Below are 18,910 nucleotides of genomic sequence, written 5' to 3' on the forward strand. Positions count from 1 at the left end.
TGCTGCCCTATCGAATAGATTTCTTTTCCAATCCATAGCTGATAGGATGAGTATGCGGATCTCACTTAAGCCGAACCTGGAGGCCACGCGAAATGCAGAATCTTTCCGATCTCGAACTGATGCTGCTCGTGAAGCGAAAGCGGCACGATGCGCTGCCTGTCCTATATGACCGCTATGCGGCGTTAGTCTATTCGTTTGCCATGAAGGCGTTGAAGGACGAGTCGGCCGCCCGGGAAATCGTACAATCCGTATTCGTCCGGCTGTGGACGACGGAATCGGGATACGACCCGGATAAGGGACGGTTCACGAGCTGGCTGATTACGATCACCCGCAACATGACGACGGATTGGCTCCGCAAGCAGCGCCGGCTGTCCGAGGGGCTGGTGCCATTCATTCCCGAGGAGCTGGAGCGAATTCCGGACGCCCAGGCGGCGTCTCCAGAAGCGCGCGCGGAGCGGGAAATGCTGAAGGAACAAATTCGCGGCGCATACCGCTTTCTATCGAAGCAGCAAATCGAGCTGCTTGAACATTTTTATTGGCAGGGATACAGCCTTAGCGAGCTGGCGGCCGTCTACCAAGAGCCGCTCGGTACGGTGAAGAACAGGCTCCATCAAGCATTGAAAATATTGCGCAGACATCTGGCGGTAGAAGGGGAGGGTTGGTAATGCCGAATAAGAACGCGGAATCCGTATGCGATCTATGCTTGGATGTGATCTCGGGCTTGTGTACGGAAGAGCAGCGGCTTGCTTTCGAGCGTCACCTTCCGGGCTGCGAAGCCTGCCAGGCTGAGATAGAGGAGCTGCGCATTGTATGGGAGGCGCTTCCCGCCGATATGGAACAGATCGAACCGCCGGAAGACCTGAAGCAGCAAGTCATGGACGCGGCCTTTGCCGCTGAATCGGTAATGACCGCAGAGGCTGCTGCAGCCCGTAAGCGTGCTGCAATGAGAAGAAGAATCTATCGATCTACAGCGGTTGCTGCGTTGTTCTTGTTCATAGCCGGCACTTCTTGGAATGTATGGCTGTACAAGGAGCGCACTGGATCTGTGGCTACAGTCGAAGAGGCATTGAATGTGCCTGCGGCGCAAATCGAGCAAGTGGTGGCGCTGGGAGCGCAGCCGGGAGCGGCGAAGGGGGCATATGGCGTAGCCTGCATCGTCAATAACGGTCAGAGCAAGCAGTTCGTCGTCTATGTGTTCGGAGCGGCCCCGACGAGCGGCGATGAAGCTTATCAGGTCTGGCTGATCAAGGATGGCGAGCGTAAGAGTGCGGGCACGTTCCGCGTCGGAGAAGATGCTAAAGGGATTGGCTTGCTTGCGCTGCCGATGGGCTCGGACCATCTTGCCTTCGATTCGATCGGCATTACGCTGGAACCCGATGATCAAGGGGATCAGCCGCGCGGGGAGAAGAAGTTTGGTTCTGCGTGAGGATGACTAAACCCTCTATTCAACCTGAACAGTGAGCGGGCTCTTCAGCCCCATCATTAAACAGCACCCGGAAAGAAAAAGAAGCCCGCCGGACGATCATTTGTCCGGCGGGCTCTCTCTATTAGTCCTCGATTGCTGCGCGCTTCGTGTTAATCGCGCGGATGATGGCGGGATCGAACTTCGGCTTGCGGTCGTACGTGTACAGGCCGTTCACTTCCTGCTCGATGTCGTACAGCTGTGTGTAACAGAATCCGAACATCTTCGGATGATCGAGCAGCGCTGTCGTCAAACCGTCATAGCGGGCGATGAATTCTTCCTCGCTTGCCGGACGGTTGCCGTAGCCCCACGCTTTGCCGTCGGTCTGTCCCGGGTTCCACCAGATGCCGCCATATTCGCTGACGAAATAAGGAAGCCCCTCGGTATACTTCTGGCGGTCCGGGAACCAGGCGAATACTTCGCCCTCGCCGGTAAGGAGTGACTCATACCGCGCTTTGAATGTCTCTGGATTCTGATCATAGTCATGGACGTCGAATATATCCGTAATGACATGGAAGTTGCCGCTTGTATCGATGACCGGCCGGGTCGGATCAATGGCCTTGGTCGTTTCGTATACGATGCGCAGCACCTCGTTATCTTGACGGGCACCTGTCCTTCCATCGTCCCACGTTTCATTGAACGGACACCAGCCGATGAGGCTTGGATGATTGAAATCCCGCTCCACGCCTTCAATCCATTCCGGCAGGAATTGCGCAAGTCCCTTTGCATTCGTAATGTTGAGGCCCCAGTTGGCATGCTCGCCCCATATGATATACCCCAGCTGATCCGCCCAATAGAGGAAACGCGGCTCGAACATCTTCTCATGCAGACGCGCGCCGTTGAAGCCGACTTCGAGAGACAGCTCGATATCCCGCTTCAACGCTTCATCGGTAGGCGCCGTGTAGATGCCATCCGGATAAAAGCCTTGATCGAGCACAAGCCGCTGGAACACAGATTTGCCGTTAATGCGGAAGGCCATACCGTCCAATTGGACGGAACGGAGTCCGAAGTAGGACATCGCGGTATCCACCGCTGTATCGCCGGCTTCACTGCTAACAAGCTGAAGCTTCAGATCGTACAGCTCCGGGGAGCCGACCTGCCATAGATGAACCTCCGATACGGGGATCGTCACCTTCGCGGACATCGCACCAAGACGAACGGCGGCACGGCCCACCGGGCGGCCTTTATAGCTGGCTTCGCATACGAGCTGCAGGCCTTTCGTCTGGCCTTTGACGACAGCTTCCAGATGAACGCACTCGTTCTCCGGGTCTGGGAAGATCTTGAAGGAGGACAGATAAGATTGCGGAACGCTCTCCAGCCATACCGTCTGCCAGATGCCGGTCGTACGCGTATAATCGCAGCCGGCGGAATGGTAGGAGCCGGACTGCTTGCCGCGCGGCTGAAGTCCCGATCGGATATCGTCCTCCGCGTAGACCGTTACCGTATTGCTTCCAGCTTGAAGTGCAGCTGTAATATCGAAGGAGAAGGAAGAGTAGCCCCCGCGGTGGGTACCGACGAGCTTGCTGTTCACCCACACCTCCGCCGTGTAATCGACAGCTCCAAAGTGAAGCAGTACCCGGTCTCCAGCCCAATCGGCAGGAATGTCGAAGGATCTTCTGTACCAGACCGCATTCATGAAATCGGTGTTCCCGATACCGGATAATGCGCTCTCCGGGCAGAAGGGAACGATGATGGACTGTCCTAAGCTTGCGCCCTCCGTATGAAGACCGCGATCCTTGCCGCTTCGTCCGTGATCGATTTCGAACTGCCATGCTCCGTTCAGGTTAAGCCACTTCTCCCGGACGAACTGAGGTCTTGGATATTCAGGACGCGGGATGGACGTTGTTGTCATCGATAACCCTCCATTTATTAACTTGTAAGTTAATTAATTAATGAATATAACCCCATATTAGACCCGTTCATCCACACTGTCAATACAGATTGATCAATTAACTTCAGAGTTAAATAAACTTTGTCCCATTAACTGCATTCGCCCGGAACCGGGCAGGCGTCTCGTTCATGAGCGCATGGAAGGTTCGCGAGAAATAATGGACGGACCCGAAGCCCGTTTGCTCGGCAATCGCCGCAATCGGCAGGTCGGTATGCATGAGCAGATCGGCCGCCTGCTGCACGCGTATACGCCGCATATAGTCGGTGAATGACTCATGAATGCCGGAGGAGAACATTCGCGACAGGTGGCGTTCCGACATATTCAAATAGGCAGCGACCTTGCCCAGCGACAGATCGTTGTCGGATAAATTGTCGGCGATGTACAGCTTGGCCTGTTTGAGCATATGCGCTGAATTTGGACGGGGCGCCGGCTGCAGACGCTCGGAGGCTTCACCGAAGAGCTCGGGAAATGAGAGTAATAGCGCTGCGCTTGCGGCAGGCAGTGCCGCTGCCGGTACAGCACCTTGATAATCGGCGAGCAGGAAGAGTGATTTCCACAGCAGTGCAGCGGGCAAAAGATCGCCGTCATAGACGCAAACCTTGTCCGTCTTCATGAGATTAAGAAAGGACTTCCGGTGATTGTCGGAGCTGGCATGCTCATCAAGCTCGAATCCGACGAAGACGAGCTCCATGCCGGATTCGGATTCAATTTGATGAGGGATCCCCGGTCTGGAACAGAACAGGGTGCCGCGATGCAGCGGATATGACGTTCCATCGTCCACGTAAGTGCCCTCCCCATCCAGCACATAGCAAATTTCAAAGAAGGAATGCTTGTGAGGCGCATTGGAGAGATGGGATTGATGCATTCCCCAGCCATGTACGGTGAATACGGCATCGGCCGCCGCTGGGCGGAATGCGTGACGATTGAGTCTTGCTGCGCTTTCCTGCCAGTTCATTCAAGAAGACCCCCCAACCTATATTTGAATAATGGCGTCAAAAGACAAAAAGCTGTCTTGATCGGCTAAAGACGAATAATGCCTCGAAACGCTAGAATTATAAGCAGATTAAAGCAATTCATAGTATCTACTTCCCAAGGAGGAATTAACATGATTAAAGCACAGGATGTTGATTTTTACAATGAGAATGGCTACCTGCTCGTTAAAGGGGTGTTCAACAAAGAAGAAGTTGAAGTGATGCGCGCGGCAATCGACGCGATTATCGATCGTGCGGCGCAAGCGAAGATGGACTCGAACGCTCAATGGCAGGGGGACTTTCTCCCGCCGGAGCAGTTGAGAAAGCTGATCCTCAAAGGCTTCCACGACGTTCAATACCATGATGCTTCCTTTACGCGAGCCGCGATTCATCCGAATATGGCCGCTGTATTGTCGCAGCTGATCGGACCGAACGTTCAGCTCCATCATTCCAAGATGCTCGTGAAGCCGCCGGAGAACGGCGCCGCCTTCCCGATGCATCAGGATCAGCCTTACTTCCCTCACGAGAAGCACACGATGCTGGCTGCCAGCATGCATCTCGACGATGCGAATGTGGAGAACGGCTGTCTGCATGTCGTTCCAGGCTCGCATAAGGAAGGACCGATGTCGCATGTAGGACGCCATTATCTGGATGCCAAGGAGCATCCGCTGTCCAGCGGGATTGCCTGCCCGGCAGAAGCGGGAGACGTTCTGTTCTTCAACTACTTGACGATTCACGGCTCGCCGGCGAACAAGAGCCAGCGTACCCGGCGGAATGTGCTGTTCCAATACCGCAATGCATCGGACTTCCCAACGCAGAATACGCACATTAATTGGGGCCAGGGGCTGATGGTTTGCGGCGAGAATCCGCATTTCGAACGCGCGAATCCAAGCTTTACGGTCAACAGTATATAGTTGTTGATTCAACCGATACATTAATCGTCAGGTTATCGATTAGCCGCCGCTTGTTTAGACAAGCAGCGGCTTTTCTTTGTCATTTTTCGGCTTTCCTCCCGTCAGGATCATTGATTATTTAACCTTAGGGTTATATAATGAACGAATTACACAAGAGACGAGGCGTATGTATGGCGTCCATAGAAGTGAATAGCGATAACCTGATTTTTCTGGAATGCTTATCTTCCTCCACCCGAATCAAGATCATCGAGCTGTTGAATATCAAACCGATGAATATAGGTGAGCTTGCCGAGCGGCTTGGCGTTTCGTCAGCCATCGTAACCAAGCATATTCAGAAGATGGAGCTTGCAGGAATCGTAGCAACGGAGAGCGCGACCGGTAAGCGGGGGATGCAGAAGGTATGCTCCCTGCAGCTGGAATCCGTTCTGCTGCAATTCAAGACGAATAAGCCGCTGCCGCAGAAGAGCTATACGGCATCCATCCCAATCGGCCAATTCAACGCCTGTGACATCAAGCCGACATGCGGTATGGTTTCGGAGAGCCGAATGCTCGGGATGATTGATGACCCGCGGTACTTTGCCGATCCGGAGCATGTGAAGGCCAAGCATCTATGGTTCGGAAGCGGTTGGATCGAATACCGCATCCCGAACTTTCTGCTGAGCAATCAGCAGCTGAAGCGGCTGGAAATCTCGCTGGAAATCGGCTCCGAGGCGCCCGGCTACAATGAGCAATGGCCATCGGACATTACGTTCGTCGTAAACGGGAGGGAGATTGGAGCATGGACCTGCCCTGGCGATTTCGGGAGCAAACCCGGCATTTTCACCCCGCAAAGCTTTAATCTCGGCTCGCAGCACGGCCTGCTCAAGACGCTGTCGGTAACCGATGAGGGTACGTTCATGGACGGGGTGCGAATATCGAACGTGACCGTCGATACGATCGGCATTACCTTCGGTAAAGATGTGACGCTGCGGATCGTATCGCCCGAATCTGCGGAGAATTGCGGCGGTGTTACGTTGTACGGGCGCGGCTTCGGCAATTACGATCAAGATATCGAGGTTCATATGTATTATTGAATCACCGCACGGATTCGCTCGTTCATCTTCTATTCATCTTCGTGTGGTAAGCTGGCGGAAACAAGTGATGCAAAAGGGCTGAACGGGCGATGAAACCGATAAAACTGCTGACCATTGATGATGATGCACATGTATGTGAGCTCATACGATTATATGCGGAGCGGGAAGGCTTCGAGGTGAGTGAAGCGAATGATGGATTAGAAGGACTGGAGATGGTGTACGACGCTTCGCCGGATATGATCATACTGGACATCATGCTGCCCGAGATGGACGGATGGGCGCTGTGTGAGCGGATCCGGAAGGATTTCTCAACGCCGATCATTATGTTGTCGGGCAAAGGCGAGAGCTACGATAAGCTGAAGGGCTTCGAGCTGGGGGTGGACGATTATGTTGTGAAGCCCTTCGATTCGAAGGAGCTCATGGCCCGGGTTCGGGCTGTGCTGCGCAGGACGAATCCGTCGCTGTATCATGAGGAGGTCGTCCTGCTGGACGAGCTCTTGTTCGACATGCGCCATCTTCAGGTGAAGGTACAGGGAGAGAATGCCGGCTTCGCGCCGAAGGAAATCGAGCTGCTCTATTTTATGGCAACCAACCGGAACCGGGTTTTCACCCGCCAGCAGCTGCTGGACCAGGTCTGGGGCTTCGATTACGACCGCGACCCGCGGACGGTGGACGTACATATTAAGCGGATTCGCGAGAAGCTGAGGTTCTACGAGGTGCAGAGCTCGATCGAAACCATCCGGGGCATCGGCTATAAGTTCGGAGAAGCGGAGCTATGAGAACCAACACCATATTCGGCAAGCTGTTTCTTAGCTTCCTGCTCATTACGTTCTTATCGTTCGGCCTGTCGATCATGCTGTCCTCGACCTTCTTCAAGAGCAATCTGCGCTCCTTTATTCGCAACGGCTCGGAGACGATGCAGGACCGGGTTGTCGACCATATTAAATTTGGCTACAGCAAGGGCTGGAGCCGGGAAACGGTCATCGATTCCTTGCAATGGGGAGTCGGCGGGCCGGAACGCGCCTATCAGTTCTATGATGGCAGGGGGCAGCTGCTCTATACGGTAGGCAATCGCGGCCGAATGATCCCGGTGGCCGAGAAGTTTGTTCAGGATGCGCTCGCGGGGCATCGCGTGCGGGAGGAAATCGAGGTCAACAACCGACAGACGCTATTTACGGCGCGGGAGATCCAAGATGCATCCGGCTTGGAGGAAAAAGTGATTATCAGCTTCTCCTTCGAATTCGATCGCGATGTGAACCGTTTCTTTCAGCCCTTCATGCTTAGCGTGCTCCTTACGATTCCGATTGCCATCGCCATTTATTTCGTGCTTGGCCGGCGGCTGTCCCGGCCGCTTAAGGAAATGAGCCGTTCAGCGTTGATGTATGCCAAGGGCGATTTCTCCCGCAAGGTTGAGGTCCGCACAAGGGATGAAATCGGGCAGCTTGGCGAAACGCTCAATTATATGGCGGCTGAGCTTGCGTCGCTCGAGAATGCCCGACGCGAATTTTTGGCCAATGTCTCGCATGATTTGCGGGCACCGCTCACGTCTATCAACGGTTTTCTGACGGCCATGATGGATGGTGCGATACCGCCCGAGCGTGAGAAGCATTACATGGAGATGATGAAGGAATCCTCGGACCGCATGATGAAGCTGGTCGGTGACCTGCTCGACATGGCCCGGATCGAAGCGGGGCAGTTCCGTCTGGAGAAGGTGAGGTTCAATATCACCGAGCAAATACGTAAGACCATCGCCAGGATGGAGCCGCAGTTTGTGCAGCATCAGATCGCGGTCGATCTAGACAGTCCGGAGGAGGATCTGTATACGGTGGCCGACCCGGATCGTATCGATCAGGTGCTTGCGAATTTACTGCAGAATGCAGTGTTCTACTCTCCCGCCGGCAGCGGGGTGCGGGTGTCCATCAAGGAGCATAACGGCAGCACCGTCATTGCTGTAAGCGATCAAGGCATCGGGATGACGCAAGAGGAGCTCGAACGTATTTGGGACCGCTTCTATAAAGGCGACAAGGCTCGAAGCCGGAAGCTGGGAACCGGGATTGGCCTCTCGATCGTCAAGCATATTCTTGACCGGCATGATGCCGCGATCCGGATCGAGAGCGAGGTCGGCAGGGGAACGGTATTTACCATCACCCTTCCGTAACCATTTCTTAATAATATCGTTAACCATTCTTAAACCCGAAAGGGTAAGATAGAGAGAACAACTTATCCCCTAAGGAGCACTATGACACATGGTTAAACGCAGACATTTCATTCTACTGACGGGTATCGTCATCCTTCTTATATATTTCATACAAGAGCTGCCGGACAGGCTCAAGCACGATCGGGTAAAGTACGCGAATGAGGTGAAGGAGCTGCATCCGATCCTCGCTCAGAAGAAGGAAGAGCTTAAGATGAAGGTCAAGAAGAAAGGGATTGCCATCTTGATAACAGATGATTACCGGAGCGCTGCGCATCAAGACAAGCTGTACAACCAGGGCCGGACGAGCGAAGGCAGGGTCGTAACGAATGCCAGAGGCGGGGAATCGTATCACAATTATGGTCTTGCGATCGATTTTGCGCTGCGGACGAAGGGCGGAGATGTCGTCTGGGACATGGAATACGATGGCAACAAGAACGGGCGGGCCGACTGGATGGAGGTCGTTGATGCCGCCAAGGAGCTCGGATTCGAGTGGGGCGGCGATTGGCCGGACTTCCCGGATTATCCGCATTTGCAGATGAACTTTGGCCTGACCATTAACGATTTGCAAAAAGGGGAGAAGCCTCCAGGCCAGGGATGAATGGAATTGAACAAATCGGTTACATATTCATATCGTGTAAAAGGTCATTCGTAAGCCCACCGGTTGGTGGGCTTTTTCTTATGCTCTGCCACAGGCGCTTCATCATAGCTGGAGACGTTCACTGATCGTTCATATTGGCCTGCTATGCTTATAACCTGATAACCGTATGGAGAGGTGGACCACGAACGTGATGGAACGATGGGTATGGAAACGCGCGGCGGTTGTTGTGCTGCTTGCCTCGATGCTCGCCGGGTGCGGGAATGATGGCGGAGATGCCGTGACGGATACGGGACAAGCTGCGGCCGGTGTGCGCTCTGATGGAACGCAGCTTCAGCTTCCGGATCGGACGGCTGATCTTATGGGCAAGGTCGTCAGCGTAAGCGCGGAATCAATCGTCCTTCAGAAATCAAAGACGCAGCCGGCTGATATGCCTGGCGGCGGAATGGGTTTCGGCGGCGGACAACGAGGTGACCGTGCAAGCAGACAGGGCACGGAGGGAGCGCCGGATGGTGACCGGCCGCAGCCACCTGAAGGAGCGCCTCAGGGCGACCAGCCGCAATCTCCAGCCGATGGCGAGCGGCCGCAGCAGCCGGAAGGCGGTACTGGTGAAGGCGGGATGCAGCCGCCGGAAGGCGGAACGCCGGACCCCGGCAGCGGGGCCAATAGAGGCCAGCGGGGCGGAGGCTTCGGCGGTCAAATGGAGTTTACGGACGAGCAGATGACGGTCAAGCTTACAGCGGATACTGCAATATTCGCGATGTCCTTCGGAGAAGGCGGGATGACGAATAATCCCGTCCAGGCGGCTGATATCCAAATTGGCGATATTCTGACGGTATGGCTTGACTCGGATCAAGGAGCGGCATCCACGATTACGAAGACAACGATTCCAACAAACATCGGGAAGGCGGAGGAGTTGCAATGAAGAAGTGGTGGCTGATTAGCATCGGTGTGCTGCTCGTCGCCGGTGCAGTATATGCTTATTTTGCATACAAGAAAGAAGAACAGCCGGTTGCGGCTGCCGTCAACACGACGCAGGTCCGGAAGGGCACGCTCGAGGTGAGCGTCAGCGGTGCGGGGAGCATTCAAGTCGGGGATCGTAAGACGGTCACAGCGGGTAAACAAGGGACGATCAAAGAGGTGAAGGTGAAGGAAAACAGCATCGTCAAGAAAGGCGATGTTCTGATCGTTCTCGAAGGGGAGGACAATTCGGATCAAATTAAATCCGAAGAAGTAAACCTGGAGAAGAAGCTGCTGGAGCTGACCGACCTTCAGACCAGATACAAGAGCGGGACCGATACGAGTTCGCTGTCCAGCTTGGATCTATCGATGAAGAAGCAGAAGATCGATATCGAGCAGTCGCGCACATCGATAGCCAAGCTGAAAGAGAAGCAGGAGGAAATCTCCATTATCGCTCCGATCGGCGGTACAGTGAAGTCGTTAACCGCAGCAGAGGACGACGAGCTGACGCCTCAGACGCAAATCGCCGAAATTGTGGATTATGCGAACTTGGAAATCGTAGTCAGCATCGATGAGCTCGACATTCCACAGGTAAAGGTGGGCCAATCGGCCGTCATCTCGGTCGAGGCGCTGACGGGGCAGACCTTCCAAGGGAAAGTAACCGCTATTGCGGATGAAGGTACGGCGAGCAACGGGGTTGCCACGTTCGATGTGACCATTGGTGTGGAAGCATCCAAGGATGTGAAGGCAGGCATGTCGGCGGAAGCAAGCATTTCGATCGAGAAGAAAGAAAATACATTGATCCTGCCGATCGATGCCGTCCAGTCACTGGGAAATCGTTACATCGTCCTTCTCCCGGCGGGCACCTCGAACACAGGCGATCAAGCAGCCGGTCAAACGGGCGGACAAGCAGGAAGCGCTCCTGACGGTGATGCGGGTGGTCAATCGAATGGCGCGGCTGGCAGTCAGCCAAGCACGCCGCCTGACGATCAGCAAGGCAGCAGAGCTGGAAGGCAAGGCGGCGATCAGCCGAGCGGCCAGATGGGATCGCAGCGCAGCGGTACGGCTCCAGGGTCTTCGAGTAGAGGCGCAGGTCGTTTCGGTTCAGGAACGCCGCAGCAAATCGAGGTCGGCATTCATAATGAGGACTACATCGAAGTCGTGTCCGGTTTGAAGGAAGGTGACTTGGTTATTATGCCTACTGTCGTGACCAGCTCGAGCACCAGCCAGCAGCCGCAGGGGGGATTATCCGGCCTCGGCGGTATGGGCGGAATTGGCGGTGGAGGCGGGTTCCCGGGGGGCGGCTTCGAGGGCGGTGGTGCCCGCTCCGGCGGTACTGGCGGCACCCGTGCGGGTGCTGGTCAAACCGGAGGCGGAGGAGGACGGTAGATGGACGCGAAACAAACGAATCGTGAACCGTTAATCCGAATTGAGCAGCTGTCGAAGCAGTATAAACTCGGCGGCGAAACAGTCCATGCGCTGAGCGATATTTCGATTCGCGTTAACCATGGCGATTTTGTCGCCATCATCGGCCCCTCGGGTTCAGGGAAGTCAACGCTGATGAACGTGATCGGCTGCCTGGATTCGCCGACGACGGGCAGTTATTGGCTAGATAGCGAGGAAGTGAGCCGGCTGAAGGAAAATAAGCTGGCCGAGATCCGGAATCGTAAAATCGGCTTTATTTTTCAAGGATTCAATCTGCTAAGTAAGCTCTCCGCGCTCGAGAATGTGGAGCTGCCTCTTATCTACCGCGGTGTACCGGCCAAGCTGCGCAAGGAACAGGCTGTAGAAGCGCTCAGCAAGGTCGGGCTTGAAGACCGGGTTCATCATAAGCCAAGCGAGCTGTCCGGCGGTCAGCAGCAGCGTGTCGCTATTGCCAGAGCACTTGCGGGCAATCCTCCGATACTGCTCGCGGATGAACCGACGGGCGCGCTGGATACCCGCACCGGCGTTGAAGTGATGGGGCTTATGAAGCAGCTGAACAAGCAGGGGCATACGATTGTCCTGATCACGCATGACTTGTCGATATCGCAGCAGGCCGGCCGCTTCATCCGGATTCAAGATGGACGCATCAGCGAGGAAGGCGGTGAGATGCGTGAACGTCGGGCAAGCCCTTAAAATGGCGGTAAAAAGCATTCTAGGCAACAAAATGAGATCCCTGCTGACGATGCTTGGCATCATTATTGGCGTAACGGCGGTCATCGCGCTGGTATCCCTCGGACAAGGCGCGACGAAGGCCGTTACGGATCAGGTTGCGAGTCTTGGCACCAATCTGTTGACCGTCAATATAACGGGACGCGGATCCACGACGACGATTAGCTATAAGGAAGCGGAAGAGCTGGCAAATATAGAGGGAGTTGAGTATTCCGCACCCGCCAATACGCAGAACGGGAACGTGAAGTTCGGCACCACCAGCATCAGTGTCAGTGTGGTCGGGACGACACCGGATTACGCGGACGTACGGGACTATCAGCTTGCAGCCGGCCGGTTTGTCTCCCAGATCGATATGGATTATTATCAGAAAATTGCACTGATCGGATCGAGCACCGCAGAGGAATTGTTCGCGGGGGAGAATCCGGTTGGACAGACCGTTCTCATTAACGGCATTCGCTATAAAGTGGTTGGATTGCTGGCGGAGAAGGGAGACTCCCTCAGCGGCTCGAACGACGATGTCGTCATTATTCCGATCACCTCCTCTGAGAGACTGTTTAAGTCCAAGGGGGTTAAGACGATCTATGTGCAGGTCAAGGAACCGGAACAGATGGACGCGGTTGTGGCCGAGTTGGAGGCAGGGCTGACCAAAACCTTCCGGGGCAACGAGAACAGCTACCGGGTGTTTAACCAACAGGATGTGCTGGATTCGTTCAGCAGCATATCTTCCACCCTCTCGCTTGCGCTCGGAGGAATCGCGGCGATATCGCTGCTCGTAGGCGGGATCGGTATTATGAATATTATGCTTGTCTCTGTAACGGAACGCACGCGGGAGATCGGCATTCGCAAAGCGATCGGGGCGAAGAAAAAGGATATCATGATCCAGTTCTTGATCGAATCCATTGCCCTTAGCGGGCTGGGCGGTCTGCTTGGCGTCGGCCTGGGAATCGGTATTGCCCAGGTTGCCTCGAAGGCATTGAACATGGGGGTGTCACTGTCGATTCCGATCATGGTACTCGCCTTTGGCTTCTCCGTCTTCATTGGCGTCGTATTCGGCTTGTTCCCAGCCAACAAGGCCTCGAACTTGAAACCGATCGAAGCGTTACGATTCGAGTGAACGACCTTCAAAAAGAATGATGATGAATACGAAGACACCTTCTGCGTGAAAAGTAGAAGGTGTCTTTGTTATTCGCTAACTTTATAAGTTCCTGAGAAAGGTACAAACAGTGGAGCAGGAAGAATGATTCTGGAGAAGCGGTAGCGGTTGCGTAAGAACATTCTGCCTGCGCAGCGAGTTGTACTAAATAATAGGTTCATTTTATACAGGCTGAGCATGCTGCTTCTGAACGGCGTCCTCAAGCCGCTGCTTCTTTAGCAGCAGTGCCGCGATGATCAGCATGGATCCATTGATGATGAATACCCAGCGGATTGGAATCCATCCGCCGAGCACACCGCCGATCATGGGACCGAGCATGGTCGCGAGCTGGGTGCCGGATTGGTTCAGGCTGAAGGCGCGGCCGCGGAAGGCGGGCTCGGTCACCTTGACGATCATGGCGTTGATCGATGGATAAACGGCTGCGAAGAACAAGCCGTACACGAAACGGAGTATTCCGAATTCGACGTAATGACCGACGAAGAATTGCAGAATATTCCCGATACCGCCTCCGAGCAGGCCGATAAAGAGCACGTTGGAGAAGCCGATTCGGCTGCCGACCTTTCCCCATCGGGGAGCGGCGAGCAGCGTGGCAATCCCGACCGCCGAGAAGATAATCCCCGATTTGAGAGAAGCATCCCCTTGTTCCACGCCCAGCTTCAGAATGTAAACCGTTAAGAGCGGCTCCAGAATCATGACGGAGAAAGTTCCGAGCGCGGCCACACTTAATATGGTGACGAATATCCGATTGGATAATGCCTGCTTTAAGTCATCGCGTATCGAAGGGCGCGAGGCTGAGCGGTTGAAATTCGTTTCTTTCGCAAATAGGGTAGCAATAAGAGCCGCAACGAGCACCACACCACCCGAGAACAGAAACGCCTCGCGATTTCCCCAGTAATGGCTCACGACACCGCCAACCAGCGGACCCAAGATCCCTCCGGTCGCACCGGCCGTCGCCATGATACCCAGCGCATAGCCCGTCTTCTCCTCCGGCGTATTGGTCGCCACAAGCGCGATTGCCGCGGGCACGTAGCCTGCCAGCAGCCCTTGAAAGATTCGGAGCAGCAGGAACAGGTATGGGTCATGAATGAAGAAGGTAAGCGCATATAGAACGGCAAGACTGAAGCCCGAACGAATAAGCATCGGCTTACGGCCATACTTATCGGCCAGCGATCCCCAGAAAGGGGAGATGAGTGCACTCGCTAGAAACGTTATGCCGAATGCGAATCCGGACCATAACTCCAAGTGGCTGTTAATGCCGAGCTCCGTGTTAAGAAAGATAGGGATGAACGGAATTGAAATCGAATAAGCGGTGCTGCAAAAGAAAACGCCCGTCCATAACACGATTAAATTTCGTTTCCACGAAAACCCCATTCGTATCACATCCTCATGCTGAGACTAACGTACTGTTGTCTAATGCTTTCCTATGGTTGTATCGGTTGAAATCGGTCATTCTATCATACACCTAATTGGTCCATGTTGGTAAAGTCAAAAGGTCCAAGTTTAAGGTCCTTACCCGTCCGGCATAATGAAGCTTGTAGAGAAGTAGTCCACAGCGGAAGGGTGAAGGATGTCATGAAGATGGATTGTGTAATCGTTGGCGGAGGAATTGCTGGCCTGCAGGCAGCTGTTCAGCTGGGCAGATATAAGCGGAGCGTATTGGTGATCGATGCCAATGACGGGCGCTCCGTCATATGCCGCAACTATAACAACATACTGGGATGGCCAGACGGGATAAGCGGCATGGAGCTGCGGGAGCGGGGACGAAGACAAGCCGAGAAGCTGGGTGTTTCGTTCTTACAGGCCAGAGTGGAGCGTGCGGAACAGACAGGAGACTTCTTTCAACTGACGACGGACGGCGGCGCGCGCATTCTGGCGGACCGGCTGCTGCTGTCAACCGGGATCGTGGATCGGCTTCCTGATCTGCCTGGACTGCTGCCCTGTCTCGGGCGCAGCATCTTCGTCTGCCCGGACTGTGACGGTTATGAAATAACCGGCAAGAGAACGGTCATTCTTGGCTCGGGTCCGGTCGGCGCGGACATGGCGTTCACGCTTGCTTATTGGTCTCGTGATCTGATCTATATTAATCATGAGGCTGCCGACATTAATGATGCGCAGCGCGACCAGTTGTCATCTGTTGGAATCGAGTATATCCCTGAACCGGTCTCCTGCCTGGAGGAGGTGGAAGGGAACCTTCGCGGAGTTGTGCTGAAGAGCGGCAGACGGATTACAGCGGATAGGGGCTTCGTCGCTTTTGGCGGCAATCAAGTTCGATCGGAGCTGGCACACCAGCTGGGTATCCATCTCATGGACAACAAACATATTCGGGTAGATCCTCGTACTAAAATGACCCAAGTCACGAACGTCTGGAGCGCGGGTGACGTTGTGGCGCATTCCGAACAGGTTACGATTGCAATGGGGGATGGGGCGCAGGCAGCCATATGGATGCATAAGAGCTTGCTTGGCATCCCGGTGCCGGTCAGCGATTAGAATGAAATCCTTTTTTTAGGCCACACTAAACGAACCATAATTTCACACCCTTGTCCGGCGTATTAAAAGGAGAACCAATGAGCACAAACGCAGTGAATTCGGATACGGACGTACACTTGCTTCCTTGTCTTGATGATAATATTGCCATGATTCAAAGCGCGCTGGGCGGCAGTCCGGATCTCATCGTGAAGGGCTTCAAATGGGGGGATCAATGGCGGGCAGCCCTGCTCTTCATCGATGGAATGGTGGACGCGACCCAAATGCATGAAATGATCGTCGAGCCCTTGCTCTCCTTGAGAAAAGACGATGTTCCTTTTGAGCCGTCACCAGGAATTGACGCGCTGCATGCGCTCAAAGACCATGTGCTCTCAGCCGCTAATGTGAGCGTCGTGGACCAGCCGGCCCTGTTATTCAATTCCATGTTCTCCGGAGACGCTGTCCTTCTGCTGGATGGATCGGCCTCGGCGCTGCGAATCGATGTCTTCGGCATTGAGGAGCGGCCGGTAGGCGAGCCGATCACCCAATCGGTTATTCGCGGCCCGATGGAAGCCTTCACGGAGAACTATCGTAAGAATGTCGTTCTAATCCGCCGCAGAATCAAAGACCCGAACCTATGGATTGAATCCAGACTAATCGGCAAAGTGACGAAGACACAGGTAGGAATCATGTATTTGCGCAATGTGGCGGATGACAAGATCGTTCAAGAAGTTCGCCAGCGTCTGGACCGGATTGATATTGATGGAATTCTGGAGAGCGGTTATATCGAGGAATTAATACAAGACCGGACGATAACCCCGTTCCCGACGTTGAACAATTCGGAGCGGCCCGATGCGGTCGCGGCAGCTCTGCTGGAAGGAAGGGTGGCGATTGTTGTTGATGGCACCCCCTTCGTCCTGACGGTGCCCGGTTTATTCGTCCATTTCTTTCAATCGGTGGAGGACTATTATCAGCGTGCCGATATCGGTACGCTGCTGCGGGTAATCCGGTTTATAAGCTTCTTCATTGCCATGCTGGCACCGTCTTTTTATATTGCGGTCTCGACCTTTCATCAGGAGATGCTCCCAACAGGGCTGTTAATCAATTTGGCCGCCCAACGGGAAGGGGTGCCGTTCCCGGCTTTCATTGAAGCGCTGCTGATGGAAGTAACCTATGAAATATTGCGGGAAGCGGGGGTCAGAATGCCGCGTACGGTTGGTCAAGCCGTATCGATCGTCGGTACGCTGGTCATCGGGCAAGCAGCGGTTGATGCGGGTATTGTATCGGCGGCGATGGTCATTATCGTTTCCATTACAGCGATTGCCAGTTATGTGATCCCCACCGCGAATATGTCCATTACGGTAAGGATGATCCGTTTCGTGCTCATGGGGTTATCTGCCTCCTTCGGCATGTACGGCATGCTGATTGGCATCATAGGAATGGTTGTGCATTTATGCACGCTTCGTTCGTTTGGCGTTCCATATATGCTGCCGTTCGGGCCTTTCGTAATGAGCGATCAGAAGGATACATTATTCCGTCTGCCCTGGTCGAGAATGATCATGCGTCCTAGTCTGATGAATCATGAGAATCCGCGGAGGCAGCGAAAAAAACCTGCGGCAAGCAAGGGGGAGTAGTCTATCATTCGCATCTTTCTCACCACAATGGCATGTCTGCTCGTCTGTGGTCTTCTATCCGGATGTTGGAATCGCCGCGAATTGAATACGTTGGGTATACAGCTTGGTACGGCGATCGACAAGAAGGACGGACAATATCAAGTTGCCGTTCAGGTTGTCGATCCAGCGGAGGTAGCCTCCAAATCGAAAGGCGGCTCCAAGCGAGTCCCGGTTACCATGTATCATGCAACAGCGCCGACTATATTCGAAGCGTACCGCAAGCTGACGACGACGAGTCCGCGCAAAATATATGCCAGTCATATCCGCGTACTCGTCTTGGGGGAATCGCTGGCAAGAGATGGGATTGCGAAGGTGCTCGATCTTCTGTGGCGGGACACGGAGCTTAGAACCGACTTTTACATTATGGTCGCGAATGGGACGGAGGCCAAGAATGTACTCAAAATCTTGACTCCCCTTGAAGACATACCTGCCACTAAGCTGTATAAGTCGCTTGATACCTCCTCCAAAGCGTGGGCGGTTACGAACCCCTTCACAATGGATCAGTTAATCGAACAATTGGTATCGGAAGGAAGAAACCCGGTCTTGACCGGCATTCGAATCATCGGGGATCAGGAGAAGGGCGAGAAGCAGTCCAACGTGGAGTCCATTGATCCTGCTACCCAGTTAAAGTTTTCGAAGCTGGCCGTGTTTAGGGAGGACCGGTTAATCGGATGGCTTAACGAAGAGGAGAGCAAAGGCTACAACTACATTATGGGGAATGTCAAAAGCACCGTCGGCCATGTGTCCTGCCCGGATGGTGGTTATCTCGATTTGGAGGGGATCTATTTCGATACCGAAGTGAAGGGAAACGTGAAGAACGGAGAACCGGTCATCGAGGTTAAGATGAAAACGCTGGGGAATATTGCTGATGTGGAGTGCGATATCAACGTCGAAGACGTGAAGACGATTGAATGGCTTGAGGATGAGGAGGAAAAGAAGTTGACGATGCTGATGAGAAAATCAGTTGAGGTGGTGCAGAAAAAGTTCAAGGTCGATGCCTTTGGATTTGGAGAAGCCATCTACCGTTCGAATCCTAAAGCATGGAAGAAACTCAAGCCGGATTGGGAGGAGCGGTTTTCCCGGCTGAAGGTGAACATCAGCGTGGACGCTCGTATTCAAGGTACGGGGACTGTGACCAATTCCATATTGGGCGATGTAAGGGAATGATGCGCCATGGCGGAAACAATCCTCTTCTCCCTCTTTGTTCTGGCTGTTTCGGCGTATGAGGTACCGCGGCTGCTGCGCAAGCGTCATGTTAAGGAAGCGGTTTTTATCTCGTTCCTGCTGCTCGCCGGATTCATACTGGGTATCGTCACGACGAAGCTCATCAAGGTTCCCAGTCCGCTGATCGTACTGCGCTACATCTATCAGCCGCTGAGCATCTGGTTTTTCCGAAAATAATCG

At 54.1% G+C, this 18,910-nt stretch carries 18 protein-coding genes; 15 read left to right on the top strand and 3 right to left on the bottom strand.

Annotated features, from left to right (window positions below; translation table 11 throughout):
- Positions 1-92 precede the first annotated feature (92 nt).
- The gene (locus NNL21_RS12280) at positions 93-665 is read left to right on the top strand and encodes an RNA polymerase sigma factor (RefSeq protein ID WP_204819269.1); all 573 of its coding nucleotides are present in this window, start codon (positions 93-95) and stop codon (positions 663-665) included.
- Positions 665-1,426, top strand: coding sequence for an anti-sigma factor (locus NNL21_RS12285; protein ID WP_204819270.1), 762 nt, complete (start codon positions 665-667; stop codon positions 1,424-1,426). The genes NNL21_RS12280 and NNL21_RS12285 overlap by 1 nt, the downstream gene beginning before the upstream one ends.
- Positions 1,427-1,547: 121 nt before the next feature.
- On the opposite strand, the gene NNL21_RS12290 is transcribed toward NNL21_RS12285, so the two are convergent.
- Together NNL21_RS12290 and NNL21_RS12295 are read right to left on the bottom strand one after the other, a co-directional pair.
- Positions 1,548-3,314 carry a glycoside hydrolase family 2 protein gene (locus NNL21_RS12290; RefSeq protein ID WP_204819271.1) on the bottom strand — a complete coding sequence of 589 codons (1,767 nt, stop codon included), beginning with the start codon at positions 3,312-3,314 and terminating at the stop codon, positions 1,548-1,550.
- Between the two features lie 109 nt (positions 3,315-3,423).
- Positions 3,424-4,308: an AraC family transcriptional regulator gene (locus tag NNL21_RS12295; protein WP_204819272.1), complete on the bottom strand. Its 885-nt coding sequence runs from the start codon at positions 4,306-4,308 to the stop codon at positions 3,424-3,426.
- Positions 4,309-4,458: 150 nt separating this feature from the next.
- On the opposite strand from NNL21_RS12295, the gene NNL21_RS12300 reads away from it, so the two are divergent.
- The 9 genes from NNL21_RS12300 (at position 4,459) to NNL21_RS12340 (ending at position 13,331) form a co-directional block, all read left to right on the top strand.
- Positions 4,459-5,238: a phytanoyl-CoA dioxygenase family protein gene (locus NNL21_RS12300; RefSeq protein ID WP_204819273.1), complete on the top strand. Its 780-nt coding sequence runs from the start codon at positions 4,459-4,461 to the stop codon at positions 5,236-5,238.
- 170 nt (positions 5,239-5,408) lie between these two features.
- On the top strand, positions 5,409-6,311 hold the full coding sequence (locus tag NNL21_RS12305) for an ArsR/SmtB family transcription factor (protein ID WP_204819274.1): 903 nt from the start codon (positions 5,409-5,411) through the stop codon (positions 6,309-6,311).
- An 89-nt stretch (positions 6,312-6,400) separates the two neighbouring features.
- On the top strand, positions 6,401-7,090 hold the full coding sequence (locus tag NNL21_RS12310; RefSeq protein WP_204819275.1) for a response regulator transcription factor: 690 nt from the start codon (positions 6,401-6,403) through the stop codon (positions 7,088-7,090).
- On the top strand, positions 7,087-8,469 hold the full coding sequence (locus NNL21_RS12315) for a sensor histidine kinase (RefSeq protein WP_204819276.1): 1,383 nt from the start codon (positions 7,087-7,089) through the stop codon (positions 8,467-8,469). The genes NNL21_RS12310 and NNL21_RS12315 overlap by 4 nt, the downstream gene beginning before the upstream one ends.
- An 88-nt stretch (positions 8,470-8,557) precedes the next feature.
- Entirely contained in the window at positions 8,558-9,106 is a 549-nt protein-coding gene (locus NNL21_RS12320) for a M15 family metallopeptidase (protein ID WP_204819277.1), read from the top strand.
- 187 nt (positions 9,107-9,293) lie between these two features.
- Positions 9,294-10,028, top strand: a complete 735-nt coding sequence (locus tag NNL21_RS12325; RefSeq protein WP_204819278.1) for a hypothetical protein — start codon at positions 9,294-9,296, stop codon at positions 10,026-10,028.
- Positions 10,025-11,452 (top strand): efflux RND transporter periplasmic adaptor subunit, encoded by a 1,428-nt coding sequence (locus tag NNL21_RS12330; RefSeq protein ID WP_204819279.1) that lies wholly within the window; start codon positions 10,025-10,027, stop codon positions 11,450-11,452. Before NNL21_RS12325 ends, NNL21_RS12330 begins: the two co-directional genes overlap by 4 nt.
- Positions 11,453-12,181 carry an ABC transporter ATP-binding protein gene (locus NNL21_RS12335; RefSeq protein WP_204819280.1) on the top strand — a complete coding sequence of 243 codons (729 nt, stop codon included), beginning with the start codon at positions 11,453-11,455 and terminating at the stop codon, positions 12,179-12,181.
- Positions 12,159-13,331, top strand: a complete 1,173-nt coding sequence (locus NNL21_RS12340) for an ABC transporter permease (RefSeq protein WP_204819281.1) — start codon at positions 12,159-12,161, stop codon at positions 13,329-13,331. The genes NNL21_RS12335 and NNL21_RS12340 overlap by 23 nt, the downstream gene beginning before the upstream one ends.
- A gap of 201 nt (positions 13,332-13,532) precedes the next feature.
- On the opposite strand, the gene NNL21_RS12345 is transcribed toward NNL21_RS12340, so the two are convergent.
- Positions 13,533-14,741 (bottom strand): MFS transporter, encoded by a 1,209-nt coding sequence (locus NNL21_RS12345; protein WP_204819282.1) that lies wholly within the window; start codon positions 14,739-14,741, stop codon positions 13,533-13,535.
- Between the two features lie 201 nt (positions 14,742-14,942).
- On the opposite strand from NNL21_RS12345, the gene NNL21_RS12350 reads away from it, so the two are divergent.
- The 4 genes from NNL21_RS12350 to NNL21_RS12365 all read left to right on the top strand — a co-directional run bounded on the left by NNL21_RS12350 (position 14,943) and on the right by NNL21_RS12365 (position 18,907).
- Entirely contained in the window at positions 14,943-15,857 is a 915-nt protein-coding gene (locus NNL21_RS12350) for an NAD(P)/FAD-dependent oxidoreductase (protein WP_204819283.1), read from the top strand.
- Positions 15,858-15,934: 77 nt separating this feature from the next.
- On the top strand, positions 15,935-17,467 hold the full coding sequence (locus NNL21_RS12355; RefSeq protein WP_204819284.1) for a spore germination protein: 1,533 nt from the start codon (positions 15,935-15,937) through the stop codon (positions 17,465-17,467).
- A gap of 27 nt (positions 17,468-17,494) precedes the next feature.
- The gene (locus tag NNL21_RS12360; protein ID WP_204819285.1) at positions 17,495-18,673 is read left to right on the top strand and encodes a Ger(x)C family spore germination protein; all 1,179 of its coding nucleotides are present in this window, start codon (positions 17,495-17,497) and stop codon (positions 18,671-18,673) included.
- Between the two features lie 6 nt (positions 18,674-18,679).
- Positions 18,680-18,907, top strand: a complete 228-nt coding sequence (locus NNL21_RS12365; protein WP_204819286.1) for a hypothetical protein — start codon at positions 18,680-18,682, stop codon at positions 18,905-18,907.
- Positions 18,908-18,910: the final 3 nt, after the last annotated feature.

The sequence above is a fragment of the Paenibacillus mendelii genome (genome assembly GCF_024498075.1).
GTDB lineage: Bacteria > Bacillota > Bacilli > Paenibacillales > Paenibacillaceae > Paenibacillus_Z > Paenibacillus_Z mendelii.